The sequence below is a fragment of the Priestia koreensis genome (assembly GCF_022646885.1).
Lineage (GTDB): Bacteria > Bacillota > Bacilli > Bacillales > Bacillaceae_H > Bacillus_AG > Bacillus_AG koreensis_A.
The window spans coordinates 1,092,327-1,105,987 of the sequence record NZ_CP061868.1; the positions used below are offsets into that span (position 1 = coordinate 1,092,327).

The 13,661-nt window shown below is 39.8% G+C and carries 15 protein-coding genes; 12 read left to right on the top strand and 3 right to left on the bottom strand.

What is annotated here, in order from left to right:
- Nucleotides 1-93 precede the first annotated feature (93 nt).
- Nucleotides 94-552 carry a MarR family winged helix-turn-helix transcriptional regulator gene (locus IE339_RS05385; RefSeq protein ID WP_242174254.1) on the top strand — a complete coding sequence of 153 codons (459 nt, stop codon included), beginning with the start codon at nt 94-96 and terminating at the stop codon, nt 550-552.
- The gene (locus IE339_RS05390) at nt 549-3,692 is read left to right on the top strand and encodes an MMPL family transporter (protein WP_242174256.1); all 3,144 of its coding nucleotides are present in this window, start codon (nt 549-551) and stop codon (nt 3,690-3,692) included. Before IE339_RS05385 ends, IE339_RS05390 begins: the two co-directional genes overlap by 4 nt.
- Nucleotides 3,693-3,723: 31 nt before the next feature.
- Here the strand turns inward: IE339_RS05390 and IE339_RS05395 are convergent, their stop codons facing one another.
- Nucleotides 3,724-4,587 carry a metallophosphoesterase gene (locus IE339_RS05395; RefSeq protein WP_242174259.1) on the bottom strand — a complete coding sequence of 288 codons (864 nt, stop codon included), beginning with the start codon at nt 4,585-4,587 and terminating at the stop codon, nt 3,724-3,726.
- A 328-nt stretch (nt 4,588-4,915) separates the two neighbouring features.
- On the opposite strand from IE339_RS05395, the gene fadH reads away from it, so the two are divergent.
- The 4 genes from fadH to IE339_RS05415 all read left to right on the top strand — a co-directional run bounded on the left by fadH (nt 4,916) and on the right by IE339_RS05415 (nt 8,053).
- A complete protein-coding gene (gene fadH / locus IE339_RS05400; protein ID WP_242174261.1) occupies nt 4,916-5,680 on the top strand; it encodes a 2,4-dienoyl-CoA reductase in 765 nt (254 codons plus the stop codon).
- A 251-nt stretch (nt 5,681-5,931) separates the two neighbouring features.
- Complete coding sequence (locus tag IE339_RS05405) at nt 5,932-7,143, top strand: EAL-associated domain-containing protein (RefSeq protein WP_242174263.1); 1,212 nt, start codon at nt 5,932-5,934, stop codon at nt 7,141-7,143.
- 121 nt (nt 7,144-7,264) lie between these two features.
- Nucleotides 7,265-7,498 carry a hypothetical protein gene (locus tag IE339_RS05410; protein ID WP_242174266.1) on the top strand — a complete coding sequence of 78 codons (234 nt, stop codon included), beginning with the start codon at nt 7,265-7,267 and terminating at the stop codon, nt 7,496-7,498.
- Nucleotides 7,499-7,522: 24 nt separating this feature from the next.
- Nucleotides 7,523-8,053: a DUF3993 domain-containing protein gene (locus IE339_RS05415; protein ID WP_242174267.1), complete on the top strand. Its 531-nt coding sequence runs from the start codon at nt 7,523-7,525 to the stop codon at nt 8,051-8,053.
- 43 nt (nt 8,054-8,096) lie between these two features.
- On the opposite strand, the gene IE339_RS05420 is transcribed toward IE339_RS05415, so the two are convergent.
- Nucleotides 8,097-8,330, bottom strand: a complete 234-nt coding sequence (locus IE339_RS05420; RefSeq protein WP_242174269.1) for a glutaredoxin domain-containing protein — start codon at nt 8,328-8,330, stop codon at nt 8,097-8,099.
- A 268-nt stretch (nt 8,331-8,598) separates the two neighbouring features.
- Between IE339_RS05420 and IE339_RS05425 the strand changes: the two genes are divergently transcribed.
- Together IE339_RS05425 and abbA are read left to right on the top strand one after the other, a co-directional pair.
- Nucleotides 8,599-8,835: a YkuJ family protein gene (locus tag IE339_RS05425; RefSeq protein ID WP_053399727.1), complete on the top strand. Its 237-nt coding sequence runs from the start codon at nt 8,599-8,601 to the stop codon at nt 8,833-8,835.
- 251 nt (nt 8,836-9,086) lie between these two features.
- The gene (gene abbA / locus IE339_RS05430; protein ID WP_053399728.1) at nt 9,087-9,278 is read left to right on the top strand and encodes an antirepressor AbbA; all 192 of its coding nucleotides are present in this window, start codon (nt 9,087-9,089) and stop codon (nt 9,276-9,278) included.
- A gap of 84 nt (nt 9,279-9,362) precedes the next feature.
- Here the strand turns inward: abbA and IE339_RS05435 are convergent, their stop codons facing one another.
- A complete protein-coding gene (locus IE339_RS05435; protein ID WP_242174272.1) occupies nt 9,363-10,097 on the bottom strand; it encodes a sulfite exporter TauE/SafE family protein in 735 nt (244 codons plus the stop codon).
- Nucleotides 10,098-10,234: 137 nt separating this feature from the next.
- On the opposite strand from IE339_RS05435, the gene IE339_RS05440 reads away from it, so the two are divergent.
- The 4 genes from IE339_RS05440 (at nt 10,235) to IE339_RS05455 (ending at nt 13,633) form a co-directional block, all read left to right on the top strand.
- Nucleotides 10,235-11,122, top strand: a complete 888-nt coding sequence (locus IE339_RS05440) for a transcriptional regulator CcpC (RefSeq protein WP_242174274.1) — start codon at nt 10,235-10,237, stop codon at nt 11,120-11,122.
- A 211-nt stretch (nt 11,123-11,333) separates the two neighbouring features.
- Nucleotides 11,334-12,053, top strand: a complete 720-nt coding sequence (gene dapD / locus IE339_RS05445) for a 2,3,4,5-tetrahydropyridine-2,6-dicarboxylate N-acetyltransferase (RefSeq protein WP_053399731.1) — start codon at nt 11,334-11,336, stop codon at nt 12,051-12,053.
- Between the two features lie 92 nt (nt 12,054-12,145).
- A complete protein-coding gene (locus IE339_RS05450) occupies nt 12,146-13,273 on the top strand; it encodes an N-acetyldiaminopimelate deacetylase (RefSeq protein ID WP_242174276.1) in 1,128 nt (375 codons plus the stop codon).
- 114 nt (nt 13,274-13,387) lie between these two features.
- Nucleotides 13,388-13,633, top strand: coding sequence for a YkuS family protein (locus IE339_RS05455; protein ID WP_242174279.1), 246 nt, complete (start codon nt 13,388-13,390; stop codon nt 13,631-13,633).
- The last annotated feature ends 28 nt before the right edge of the window (nt 13,634-13,661 follow it).

The window sequence follows — 13,661 nt, forward strand, 5'->3', positions numbered from 1 at the left end:
TAAGAAAAATTCCCGTTTAGAAAGAAATAGGTTGACGAAAGCACGTCTCTCTTTATATAGTTTATGTAGTGAATAGTTCAAGGAGTGAACTAAATGGAAAAAGAAAAACTAAAGGCGCTGATTAAGCGCTACGAAGATGTGCATATTTTCGCGCTTAGGCAAGTATCATCTATTGTTGCTGAAAAGCTACCCGAAAATATGACGATGGAGCAATACAACGTACTGCGTTCGCTGAAACAGCGAGGAAAATGCCGCTCGTCTGAACTAGCGGACATTTGTGGAGTAAATCGCAGTGCGATTACCGCAATGGTCGATCGACTCGTTGCAAAGGATTATGTGAAAAGAGTTCAAGATGAACAAGATCGACGTAGCATTTGGCTCACGACTACGTCAAAAGGTGATGAGGTTTATGAGCAGGGTGAGGGAGCGATTGAGCAGATGGTCGCTTCGTATCTACAGGAACTAGATGACGAGGAAGTAGAAAAATTCATCCATACGTATGAAAAAATTACGACCATCATTAAACGGATGCACGGAGAGGAGCAGCTATGAAGGCCATTATTAAGTTACGGTGGGTATTGCTAGCAGTTTGGATTGTAGGAGCTGTTGTTTTATCGCTTTTAGCGCCTAATATGGAAAACTTAGTGCGGGAGAAAGGACAGATTGGTGTTCCATCAGGCTATTCTTCTTCACTCGCCAATGAAATTCTAGACAAAAAAAGTGGTGAAAATGAGAATGAAGCATCCATTGTCGTTGTTTATCACGACAAGAAAAAGTTAGATCAGCAAGAGCTCGAACAAATTAAACATAACATTGAACAATTTAAAGATCAGAAGAAACAACTAGGTATCACAGAAGTAACGACTCACTTTGAGCAAGCTGATTTGAAAAACCAGCTTGTATCAAAAGACAACAAAACTATTTTAGCTCTGTTAACGGTGGATATGACAGGGAAGGAAATTGGGGATGTTCGTAAAAGTCTTCAAAAAGTCGTGGATAAAAGTGCTGTAGAAGCACATATGACAGGAAGTAATTTAATTGATGAAGATGTCGTTGTAAGTTCTCAAGAAGGGCTGAAGAAAACGGAGATTATTACGCTTGTCTTCATTTTAGCGGTGTTAATAATCGTGTTCCGCTCTGTCGTGGCACCGATCATTCCATTAATTACGGTTGGTTTTACATATATTATTAGCCAATCAATTGTCGCCTATTTAGTAGATTATTTTGATTTTCCACTTTCAAACTTTACTCAAATTTTCCTCGTGGCCATTTTGTTTGGGATTGGAACAGACTACTGTATTCTACTCCTAAGTCGCTTTAAAGAAGAAATGGTGAACTACGAGGATCCATTAGATGCCATTGCTGCGACATATAAAACCGCAGGAAGAACGGTTCTATTTAGTGGCTTAGCTGTATTAGTGGGCTTTGCTTCTATTGGGCTTGCTACGTTTAAATTATATCAATCAGCATCTGCTGTTGCGATTGGGGTTGCCGTTCTTTTACTCGCTTTATGGACAGTGGTTCCATTCTTTATGGTGGTGTTAGGTAAAAAACTATTTTGGCCGATGAAGGGATCAATGGGTCATTCTCAAAGCCGTCTATGGGGCTGGGCAGGGAATCTGTCTATTAAACGACCGTTCATTGTACTTCTTATCCTAGCTGCTGTACTAGCGCCGCTATTATGGAAATATGATGGAAAGCTTTCGTTTAACTCATTGGACGAAATTGGCGATAGCTATGAATCTGTAAAAGGATTTAATTTAATTTCTGATAGTTTTGGTCCTGGTGAATCACTTCCGGCGAAGATCGTGATTGAAAACGATGAACGCATGGATAATCGTGAGTACTTAACCATTATTGAAAAAATTAACCGTGAGTTAGATAAAGTAAAAGTCGTGGATAAAGTAAGAAGTGCCACTCGACCAGTCGGCGATGATTTAGAAGATTTATATGTTAGTAATCAAGTCGATCAGCTCAATAAAGGCTTAGGTCAAGGAAACAATGGGATTATTAAAATTCGGGATGGGCTTAAAGAAGCTTCTACGAATTTAACAAAATCAACACCTCAAATGAAAGAAGCAACTGGAAGCATTACGAAGCTTGTAGAAGGCACCAACGGAATTAAAACAGGTGTGACACAGGTTCAAAGTGGCTTAACGACGATTGAAGAAGGACTTCGTAAAGGAACGTTAGGCGCAGGTGAGGCGAAAAAAGGTCTTCAAGAAGTGAAGAAAAATGCGGTTAAACTAGCCAATGCGAACAGCGAGCTTTTAAAAGGCTATCAAACGCTGCAAGGAGGACTTGGTGAGTTATCGGTAGGATACGGAGAAGTTCAGAAGAATCTTTCCTCGATTAGCGAAGGCCTTGCGGCTATTAATACACAAATGGGGCTTCTCCCTCAGAAGTATCCTGACGTTCAGAGCAATACCAATTTTATGAGAGATTATGGTGCCCTTCAGCAGCAAGTTGGGAAGTTGAGTGGAGGCGCTACTGAATTAAATAAAGGCTTACAAACGCTCAATACAAATCTTCAAGGGGCGTCAAAAGGACTTGCAACGGCCAATACAAATTTATCAAAAGTTGTGCAAGGTCAGCAAGCATTTGGAGCAGGAATCGATCAATTAATTACGGGCATTACCCAGCTTGAAACAGGCATTGGAAAAGCGGCTGACGGACAGTCACAAATTATTTCAAAGCTACCAGAAATGTCGACAGGTTTAGGAAAGCTTGCAGAAGGTCAAATGCAGCTTGAAACAGGCGTTGGGACGTTTGTAAGTAAAATTGGGGAGCTAACAAACGGACTCGATCAAAGCGTAACAGGCCTAACCAAAGTAAGTGGAGGTTTAGATTCTGCCACAAGCTACTTGGCCGAACTGGCGAAGTCACAGGATAAAGACATGACGGGCTGGTACTTACCGAAAGATGCGTTAAAGAACAAAGAGTTTCAGCAAATTTTAGACGTGTATATGTCTACTGATCGAAAAGTGACAACGATTGATGTGGTGCTGAAGGTAAATCCATACTCAAACAAAGCCTTAACCAACATTCAAGAAGTTGAAGATGCTGTAAAGCGCGGGATGAATGACACAAAACTTGAAAACGCAACGTTTGGTATTTCAGGTGTTTCCAGTATTTTTGCAGATTTAAAGCAAATATCAGATGCTGATTATTCAAAAACCGTTACCTTTATGTTAATTGGGATAGCGTTAATCCTCATTATTTTACTACGCTCGCTCATTATGCCGGCGTACATTATCGCATCCTTGCTGTTAACGTACTATACGTCAGCTGCGATGACCGAGGTTATTTTCGTGGATATTTTAGACTATCCAGGCGTGAACTGGGCCGTTCCGTTTTTCGGATTTGTTCTACTGATGGCATTAGGAGTGGATTACTCCATTTTCCTTATGGACCGTTTTAATGAATATCGCGAACATAAAGTAGAAGAAGCGATTATTCTATCAATGAAAAATATGGGCACCGTTATTTTATCAGCGGCCATTATTTTGGCTGGTACATTTGCAGCCATGCTTCCATCGGGCGTCCTGTCGCTTCTTCAAATTGCGACACTAGTGCTAACCGGGCTGTTGCTATATGCACTGCTACTTTTACCATTCTTCGTACCAAGTATGGTGAAGATTTTCGGCAAGGCAAACTGGTGGCCATTTTTACAACACAAGGAAGAGAAATAAAAAAAACGCGAGACCATTGGTCTCGCGTTTTTTAGTGATTTAAGACAAAAAGTGTAATTTCAGGCTTGGCTAAAAATCGAAAAGGAAGCCTAGTTGTGCCAAGACCGCGATTAACATAGAGTGCCATTTTAGAAGGCCCAATTTCAAAGGTGCCTTCTTCATATTTGCGTCCATAAGGAGGCGTATAGAGCGGTCCATAAAATGGAATTTGAATCTGTCCACCGTGCGTATGTCCAGATAGCTGAAGGTCCACGTTATATGCCGCTACTTTTTTAGCCACATCAGGCTCGTGAACCATCGCCAATGAAAAATAGTCTTTCCCCAATGTCCCGAATGTTTTGTGATAATCAGGCTGTCCTAACATGATATCGTCTAAGCCACTAATCGTAATAAACGATTGATCAATGAGGCTGACCTTTACCGTTTCATTGCGAAGTAGTTGAAAGCCAGAATCTTCAATAGCTTTTCTGTAAATATCTGTTCCATAACCTCCGTGGTCGTGGTTTCCATAGCTAGCAAATTTCCCTAGAGGCGCTTGGATCCGCTTTAAAATAGGTGGAATTAATTTTGTATATGGATATTGATTTGGAATATCCATCAAATCCCCTGTAAACAACACAATATCCGGATCTAGCGCGTTAATTTTATCTACAAGACGACTCAGCATTGAAAGGTCATAAGTCAACCCTAAATGAATATCGCTGAATTGCAGAATTTTAACGCCATCAAACCCTTTAGGAAGGTTAGCAAACGTCATATTTTTGGTCGTCACCTGCAACTGTCGAGGTTCTATGTATCTTGCATAGGCATAGCCAAGACTTGTAGTAAGCAAGGAGCCAATACCAATCGATAATAATCCTTTTAAAAAGACGCGTCTTGAGTATTTCTTTGTCATTACAATAACCAACCTAGCATCCTAAATTTTTTAATTATTTCTTGTTATTTATTTGATCGTGCATAGATGAGTATAACAGTTTACCTATGGGTGCATCTATACTAAATTCCACTCAAAATTGTGGAAACCCTCTAGGAATGTTGGATTATTTCATTCTATATGAATAGTAAGTTTTAGTAAATGAAATGATGTTTTTACCGAGAGTGGAGAAAAAGTGTCGTTTTCCGTTAAATTATTTAAAAATTTCGAAAGAATCGTGTCAACTTGAGTGGAAAAAAGGTAAAATGAGTATGATAGCAGTTAAAATTTTCATCAAGGGGGATGGAGAATGAAAAACAAGGTTGTTATTGTAACAGGTGGATCTAGTGGTATGGGGAAATATATGGCGCAGCGTTTCGCGAAGGACGGCGCTTATGTAGTCATCACAGGTCGTACCGAGGAGAAATTACAAAAAGTAAAAACAGAAATTGAAACGTTTGATGGACAAGTATTGGTTGTACCAATGGATGTGCGTCAGCCTGAGCACGTGGCTCATATGGTCAAAGCGACAGATGAAGCGTTTGGCCGAATTGATTATTTGGTGAATAACGCAGCAGGAAATTTCATCTGCCCAGCTGAAAAACTAAGCGTGAATGGATGGAACAGCGTCATTGATATCGTATTAAATGGTACCTTCTATTGTAGTTCAGCAGTCGGGAACTACTGGATTGAACGCAATATCAAAGGAAGCATTATTAACATTGTTGCTACGTATGCTTGGAATGCTGGAGCTGGTGTTCTTCATTCGGCTTGTGCAAAGTCTGGGGTATTAACGATGACTCGTACCCTAGCTGTAGAGTGGGGGAAAAAATACGGAATTCGTGTGAACGCTATTGCACCTGGACCAATTGAACGTACAGGTGGAGCAGACAAGCTCTGGGAATCAGAAGAAGCGGCAAAACGTACGTTAAATTCGGTTCCACTAGGTCGACTAGGGACACCGGAAGAAATCGCTGCGTTGGCTTCCTTCTTGTTCTCAGATGAAGCCGCTTACATTAATGGCGACTGTATTACAATGGATGGTGGTCAGTGGTTAAGTCCGCACCCATTTTAAGAGTACCATTCTTTTTCTACATATGTGCGTAAGGAAAAAGATAGTGATATACTGCTTTGGTGAAGGGGATAAGTCACATGACTTATCCCTTTTCCTTCTAGTGGAGATGGCACTAGCGTAAATGCGATATCCATATTATACTATTGAATATTATGAATGTTCTTGAACCTTTTCGGGTGATGAGAAGCTAAAACCATGGGTGTGTAAAAGTCCATATGAAACACATCGTAGAAAAAGAATGGAGGTGTGGTATGGATCCACTTGACGTATTAACGAGCTTAGAAAATGTTTTTCCTTATTATCAAGCTATTTTTAGCGCAGATGAGCATACCATTGTTGGCTACGAGGTGTTAGCAAGAATTCAAACAGAAAACGGAGTAGAGAGCTTAGGTCCTTTCTTTCAGGATGAATCCATTCCAGATGAGTACCGAATTGATGTAGATCGAGTCGTTTTATCCCTCGCTTTAGAGCACGCATTGACGAGTCCAGAGGCGTATATGCTATTTATTAATCAAAACGCCAATCTGCTGATGAATGATCATGGTGAAACACTGCTGTCATTGCTACAGTCCTTTGAAGAAAGAGGTCTCTCCTTAAACCGTATCGTACTAGAAGTGACGGAGCATGATTTTGAAGGCGATATTGAACAGCTTCACCATCTGCTGACGTATTACCGAACCTACGGCATTAAGGTCGCGGTTGATAATATTGGGAAAGAGAGCAGTAACCTGGATCGTATTGGCTTACTCGCACCCGATATTTTGAAAATTGATTTGCATACGATGCGTAAAACATCGATGCCACAAGCCTATCAAGACGTTCTGTATTCGCTAGCTCTCTTAGCGAGAAAAGTGGGAGCTACCTTACTATATGAAGAGATTGAAGCATCCTTTCAGCTTCAGTATGCATGGCGGAACGGCGGACGATATTTTCAAGGATTTTATCTACATAAGCCATCTCCAGATATTCAAGAGGCAAACTTGCTGAAGGATAAATTAAGACAGCAATTCGAAATGTTTATTTCCCATGAAAAAAAGCGCCTGCTGTCTATTTACCATTTGTCACAAATCTTTGAAGAGCAGCTTCAGCGTATTATGGTGAAGGGCAAAAAAGTGGAGAGCTATGACGAGATGATTGCGCTTGTTGCTTCTCATTTAACAAATTCTAGTTTTCGAATTTACGTGTGTGATGAAAATGGCTTTCAAAAGTCAGCCAATATTGTAAAGCATAACGATACGTGGGAGCTTGAACCAGAGTATATGCTGAAAAATTGGAGTTGGCGTCCGTACTTTTTAGCAAATATTATCCGCATGAGCGTGGATAAAAAAGGAATTTTGTCAGATGTGTATAGCGATATTGAAACAGGTGAAAATATTCGAACGTTTTCCTATCCCATTGATCACCAGCACTATCTTTTTGTGGACTTATCATATGACTATTTATATGAGCAAGATGCGCTTTGAACATTTCATAAAGCCTTCTACCGCCCTTGAGCGGTAGAAGGCTTTTATTTGTATATTGTTTGTTTATATTTGGAAAACTAACATACATATCACGTCTAATCTATAAGGGAGGAAAAAAGTCATGGGACTTATACCGATATTAGCGATAGCGGCTGTCGTCATTATTTTAGGCGGATTGCTTTATACGTATTTAATTGGACGTAAGCAGCGCCTTTTGGATGGGGAGTTAGACAGTGCGGTTAGCGAGCGTGTGCAAGAACGACCTTACATGCGAAATCCCATCTTTCTTGTCTATATTGTTGGTTTTTTAATCTTTTTAGGAATTGTTGCCGTGATGGCGATTGTTTACAAATAATATGGAAAGAAGGAGCGAGATAAAATGAAAAAACAAGCCATTATCGTGCTAGCTTTGCTGATGACTTTTTGGACAGGGAATTGTGCGAGCGCAAAGGTGAACACCGTTCAACCCTCGCGAATTGAAGTATTTACTTTTATGCATGATGCGTTTCAAGCGCAGCTAAAGCTGAGTGAAGCTTACCACACGAGAGCGGAAACAGAAAGAGTGTTAACCCCTTATTTTTCAAAATCATATACAGATCAATTTCTAAAAGAGAACGTGGTAAAAGAAGCACAGGGCTATATTAGCTATGGGGGAGATCTTTCCCCGTACTACATTCCGTATTTTTCTTATAACGATGATACGAAAATGCTCTACGATGATCAAAAACATAAGTTGTACGTATACGAATATTTTCCTGATGAAACCGATGGACCGGTCAAATACGGTGACCGCTATGAAATGATTACGCTAAAGCTGTACGGACCGCAGTGGAAAATTGTTCAGTATACCTTCAGCAAAGAGAAGCCAGTGCGTTCGGTCAAAACGCTTCATGAAATTAAAGCTGATTAAAAAAGCAGACCTTCTACGTGAGAAGGTCTGCCATGAATTCGTATTAGAGATTTAATAATTCTTCTAGTTTCGGTAAGTTAAAACCGATTACGAGATCATCATCTACTTTAACGGTAGGAGTAGAATAAGCTTGAAAAGTATGAATCATTCGTTCTCTGGCTGCTTTGTCAGTAGAAACATCAAACTCGGTAAAGTTAATTTGATGATGCGTTAAAAACTGCTTAACAACTTGACATGGTGGACATTCAGGCTGTGAATACACTTCTACTTTTTTCATAAAAACCATCCTTACTTTAAAATATGCCTACAGTGTGTAGTGCAATGATTACTATTCTTGTGAGGAAATAGTATCTACATTATAGATAATTTTAGTGAATAAGGCTAGAAATATGAGAGTAGTTTAAAGAATTATCCTGAAATCCCTTGAGTTTTTGGATAAGGTAGCATATAGTTTAAACGTATGTTGTCTTTCTTTAGGTAATGGCATAGAAAAATGTCAGTAGCAAAACCTAATGATTAAAGACAGGTAGAAAGGAGTCAAGTGAATGTCACAGTTACAAGGTATTTTAACTCGTTTAATAAATCTTCGTGAACAAGCAGGTAATGGTGAAGCACCACAACGTTTTTTTGAAGTAGAAGGAAAACGTATTTGTAGTGTGAAATACCATGAAAAAGCAGAAACATATGAGCTAGAAGTATACGTTGATGGCGAAAAACCAAAAGTATATCAATTCGATAACGTTGATATGATTGCAATTGAAATTTTTGAACTAATTAACTAAAAAAATGAAAGAACGACTGCTTAAATTTTTGAGAGTCGTTCTTTTTTTATGCGCTCGTTTTGCTCTGAAATACAAGGATGAAGTAAGCGTTGGAGATTTGCAAAAAAAGTCGAATAGTGTAAAAAAAGCGAAAAAAATATCGAAAACGTAATATTGACACATCAGCAAAAAAACTCTAGACTTAAATTGTGTCAAATAATCGAACTTTTTTGAAAGTTTGAATACTTGATGATGAAACTGGGGGGACGGTTATGAGCGTCAAGAATGTAGTCACACTTACACAAGAAGAAGCACAGTTACTGTTAAACGTCTTATTTGAACAACAATATGCTGTTGAGATTGTCAGCAGCCACATTAATGATATTGAGCAGGGATTAAAAAGAGTAGACCAACTTCAATATCAAAAGATCGCTTCGCTATACAATCGATTATGTGACATGTAACTATACATAGAATGTCGTGTAAATAAAAATGATGATTCAAGCAAAAAAGCAGTCTTGTAAAGATTGCTTTTTATTTTGCGTGGATTACATCGATTTTTGAATGAGTTGATAGGTGAGCTGGACAATTAATAGAAATGTCACGAGGCGCAAAAGCCAGACGAGATAAGTTTTTGGTAGTTTAGGGGCGAGTTGGACAGCAAGCTGTGCGCCTAAAAAAGATCCTACGGCTAATGGGAGTGCGACGCCCCAATTAAAGTAAGGAGACGAGACATACGTTATGAATGCACCTAAACAGCTCAGAAAGGTTTGAAAGCGGGTAAATGCCATTGCTTTCAGATATGAAAGTCCTTGTTGTAAAAAGGTATACATCAACAGTGTTCCTTGACCAGGACCGAACATGCCGTCATACATCCCAATGCCAAATATAGCAGGAAACGTCATAGGCTTTGGTTTAGTAGTGACATCATCTTTTTGTGTGGGTTTTTTTAAGAAGTTTAAAAGCAGAGCAAAACTTAGGAGGCAAATAGCAACAATCTGCATCGTATGAGCACTAATATAGAGCGTAATTTTCCCACCAGTTACACCACCTAAAAAACTGAAAGGTGCCATCCACAAAGCGTGCTTTAGTTGAATCGTTTTATTTTTGAGAAGAACAAAAAAACTAGAAAAAGAGCTAATGGTATTTGAAAATTTGTTAGAAGAAATTACCGTATGAATTGGAATACCAAGCAGCAGCATAGCTGGTACGTTAATTAATCCTCCGCTTCCACACAATGTTCCAATAAATGTTGCAATAAACCCCACGAGAACTAAAACCATGATTGCATCCTCACCTTTCCATATGAAAACCTGCTTCTTCTTTATTGTATTCGTAGAATGATCATAATGAAATATTGAAAAAAATCAGTTATACTATAAGTAAAACTTATTGAATAAACCAAAGGAAGGGCATGGTTATGCAATTAATCGAATATAAGATGCTGATGGTTTTAGCAGAAGAACTAAATATGAGAAAAGCGTCCGAGCGTCTGTTTGTTTCTCAACCTGCTCTGTCGCAACGTCTTCAGACAATTGAACGCGCATGGGAGACGAAAATTTTTATCCGCTCTCAAAAAGGCTTGGCGTTAACACCAGCAGGAGAAAAAATCGTTCAGTTTGCAAAAGAGGTAGTTGAAAAGCAAGAGAAGGTGAAAGAGGAAATACAGGCGCTGAATACACAAGTATATGGGACGCTCAAGTTGGCCGTTGCCTCCATTATTGGTCAGCACTGGATTCCACAAATTTTGAAGCGGTTTGTAGAGGAATATCCGCATGCAAAAGTCTCCCTTGTGACGGGATGGAGCAGTGAAATGCTTCAGTACCTATATGAAGATCAAGTTCACCTTGGAATTATTAGAGGAAATCCTGATTGGAAAGGTGTGAAGGAACATATTTTAACTGATACGTTGAACCTTGTAGACACTGACATTACATCACTTGAGCAGCTTGCAACAACGGACAAGCCGTTCATTCAGTTTAAAAGTGACTCAACGTACTATCAAGAAATTCAAGAATGGTGGCATCAGCAATTCCAAACGAGTCCAAAGCGTACGATTGTGGTCGACCAAATTGAAACGTGTAAGCAAATGGCGCTTAATGGAATTGGATTTGCTATTTTGCCTTCAATCGCTCTGACGAAGGAAGATAAGCGAATTAATCGCATTCCGCTACTCGATGAACATGGGAACCCCCTAACGCGTGATACGTGGCTGATTGGCTATGAATCCACCTTCCATTTAAAACAGGTAAAAGCCTTTGTAGAGGTCGTGCAACAGTATGTGAAGGAACATTTAGACAAATACTAATAGTAAGACCCTAGTAGAGTCAAAGGTTGCATAGGCTCGTTTGCTGTAAAGATAAGCTACTAACCTGTAGAGAGACGTTCTACTAATAAGTGACACGCAACGCGCAAAGATCCACAACTATTGGTGAATTAATCAAAGTTCAAGCTTGTCATGAAGAGTGCAGTTTGTTAAATTAGTAAAGAATGTAGCTTACTTAAGGAGGAAATACATAATGAAAATGATGGATGCAAATGAAATTATTTCATTTATTCAAAATAGTACTAAATCAACACCTGTAAAAGTATATGTAAAAGGTGAAGTAGAAGGCATCGATTTCGGTGCAGATTCGAAGACATTTGTGAACGGAAACTCTGGTGTTGTTTTCGGTGAATGGAAAGACATCAAAGCAGCGTTAGAAGCAAACGAAGGAAAAATTGAAGACTACGTGGTTGAAAATGACCGTCGTAACTCAGCAATTCCATTACTTGATATGAAAGGCATCAAAGCACGCATTGAGCCAGGTGCAATCATTCGTGATCAAGTCGAAATTGGTGACAATGCCGTAATCATGATGGGTGCTTCTATTAACATCGGTTCTGTTATCGGTGAAGGAACAATGATCGACATGAACGTTGTTCTTGGTGGGCGTGCAACAGTAGGTAAAAACTGTCATATCGGTGCAGGTTCTGTTCTTGCTGGCGTTATTGAGCCACCTTCTGCTAAGCCAGTTGTCATTGAAGACGATGTAGTAGTAGGAGCAAATGCGGTTGTTCTTGAAGGTGTAACGGTAGGAAAAGGTGCGGTTGTAGCAGCAGGTGCAATCGTAGTAAATGACGTTCCTCCATACACAGTTGTAGCAGGAACTCCAGCTCGCGTGATTAAAGAAATCGACGAGAAAACAAAATCAAAAACAGAAATTAAGCAAGAGCTTCGTCAACTAGGCGAAGAATAAAAACAAGCTTAAAGATGTTGATAGTTGGCAAAGAGCGTGGAGATGTTCCGCGCTCTTTGTGTATAGTGAGGTAACAGTAGGAGGAAAAAGGAATGAACACAGAACAATTAATCCAAATCAGACGTGAATTACACCAAATTCCTGAGTTAGGATTTCAGGAAACAAAAACGCAGCGATATTTACTGAACTACATACATAGTCTCCCATCAGAACGTTTGGAAATCAAAGAGTGGAGAACAGGAATTTTTGTAAAGGTGCTCGGACTTAACCCTACTCAAACGATTGGCTATCGAACAGATATTGACGGGTTGCCTATTACGGAAGAGACGGGATATCATTTTCAGTCTGTGCACGAGGGAATGATGCATGCTTGTGGTCATGATGTTCATATGACGATAGCGCTAGGTGTTCTTACGCATATCGTTGAACATCCAATTGATGATCATGTACTCTTTTTATTTCAACCAGCAGAGGAAGGCCCAGGTGGTGCACAGCCGATGCTAGAAAGTGACGTTATGAAAGAATGGATGCCTGATTTCATGATGGCGCTTCACGTAGCACCGGAATATCCTGTTGGAACCATTGCAACGAAGGAAGGACTTTTATTTGCGAACACGTCAGAGCTCTATATTGACTTAAAGGGGAAGGGCGGTCATGCCGCTTATCCTCACCAAGCAAATGACATGGTAGTGGCTGCTTGTTCGCTCGTTTCACAGCTACAGTCTGTTGTAGCACGTAATGTGGACCCTTTAGATAGTGCGGTAATCACAATAGGGAAAATTACGGGTGGAACTGTCCAAAATATTATTGCAGAAAAAGCACGTCTTGAGGGGACGATTCGCACCCTTTCACCAGAGTCTATGAAAAGAGTAAAGGAACGAATTGAAGCGCTCGTAAAAGGGGTAGAAGTAGGTTATCAATGTCAGACAGAGATTGACTACGGTGCGATGTATCATCAGGTCTACAATCATGGAGCAGAAACGCGCTCGTTTATGAATTTTGTAGAGAACGAAACAGATGTAAAGCTTATTGAGTGCAAAGAAGCGATGACGGGTGAAGATTTCGGGTATTTGCTAAAAGATATTCCTGGATTTATGTTTTGGCTAGGCGTGCAGTCTGAATACGGCTTGCACCACTCAAAGCTTAAACCAGATGAAAAAGCGATCGATGTTGCGGTTTCACTAGTCACACAGTATATGAGAAAAAAAGGCACGCGCTAAAATTTTGTATAATTTACCTCTCATGGGGACAGCTTATAAAGGTACACGCTACTTTTTATAGTAGTGGTTTATGACGCTTCATAAGCGATACCACATTTACGGAGGTAAAAATCAATGGCTAAAATTGGTGTAGAAGCAGGTTTAACGGACGTACAGCAAGCATTACAAGAAATGGGGCATGAAGTGGTTCAGCTTCATCAAGAAAGCGATGCACAGGGCTGTGATTGCTGCGTTATTACAGGACAAGATCAAAACGTGATGGGAATTTCCAACACGGTAACACAAGGATCTGTTATTCAAGCAAGCGGATTAACGGCAAATGAAATTTGTGAGCAAGTAGGCTCAAGAGTACAAGGATAAAAAAAAGGATGCCAATCGGCATCCTTTT

Excerpts from the sequence above, each read along its gene's own strand:
- abbA (WP_053399728.1), top strand. The coding sequence starts at position 9,087 with ATGAGCGTCAAGAATGTAGTCACACTTACACAAGAAGAAGCACAGTTA.
- IE339_RS05405 (WP_242174263.1), top strand. The coding sequence starts at position 5,932 with ATGGATCCACTTGACGTATTAACGAGCTTAGAAAATGTTTTTCCTTAT.
- dapD (WP_053399731.1), top strand. The coding sequence starts at position 11,334 with ATGAAAATGATGGATGCAAATGAAATTATTTCATTTATTCAAAATAGT.
- fadH (WP_242174261.1), top strand. The coding sequence starts at position 4,916 with ATGAAAAACAAGGTTGTTATTGTAACAGGTGGATCTAGTGGTATGGGG.
- IE339_RS05425 (WP_053399727.1), top strand. The coding sequence starts at position 8,599 with ATGTCACAGTTACAAGGTATTTTAACTCGTTTAATAAATCTTCGTGAA.
- IE339_RS05390 (WP_242174256.1), top strand. The coding sequence starts at position 549 with ATGAAGGCCATTATTAAGTTACGGTGGGTATTGCTAGCAGTTTGGATT.
- IE339_RS05435 (WP_242174272.1), bottom strand. The coding sequence starts at position 10,097 with ATGGTTTTAGTTCTCGTGGGGTTTATTGCAACATTTATTGGAACATTG.
- IE339_RS05410 (WP_242174266.1), top strand. The coding sequence starts at position 7,265 with ATGGGACTTATACCGATATTAGCGATAGCGGCTGTCGTCATTATTTTA.
- IE339_RS05415 (WP_242174267.1), top strand. The coding sequence starts at position 7,523 with ATGAAAAAACAAGCCATTATCGTGCTAGCTTTGCTGATGACTTTTTGG.
- IE339_RS05450 (WP_242174276.1), top strand. The coding sequence starts at position 12,146 with ATGAACACAGAACAATTAATCCAAATCAGACGTGAATTACACCAAATT.
- IE339_RS05395 (WP_242174259.1), bottom strand. The coding sequence starts at position 4,587 with ATGACAAAGAAATACTCAAGACGCGTCTTTTTAAAAGGATTATTATCG.
- IE339_RS05385 (WP_242174254.1), top strand. The coding sequence starts at position 94 with ATGGAAAAAGAAAAACTAAAGGCGCTGATTAAGCGCTACGAAGATGTG.
- IE339_RS05420 (WP_242174269.1), bottom strand. The coding sequence starts at position 8,330 with ATGAAAAAAGTAGAAGTGTATTCACAGCCTGAATGTCCACCATGTCAA.
- IE339_RS05455 (WP_242174279.1), top strand. The coding sequence starts at position 13,388 with ATGGCTAAAATTGGTGTAGAAGCAGGTTTAACGGACGTACAGCAAGCA.
- IE339_RS05440 (WP_242174274.1), top strand. The coding sequence starts at position 10,235 with ATGCAATTAATCGAATATAAGATGCTGATGGTTTTAGCAGAAGAACTA.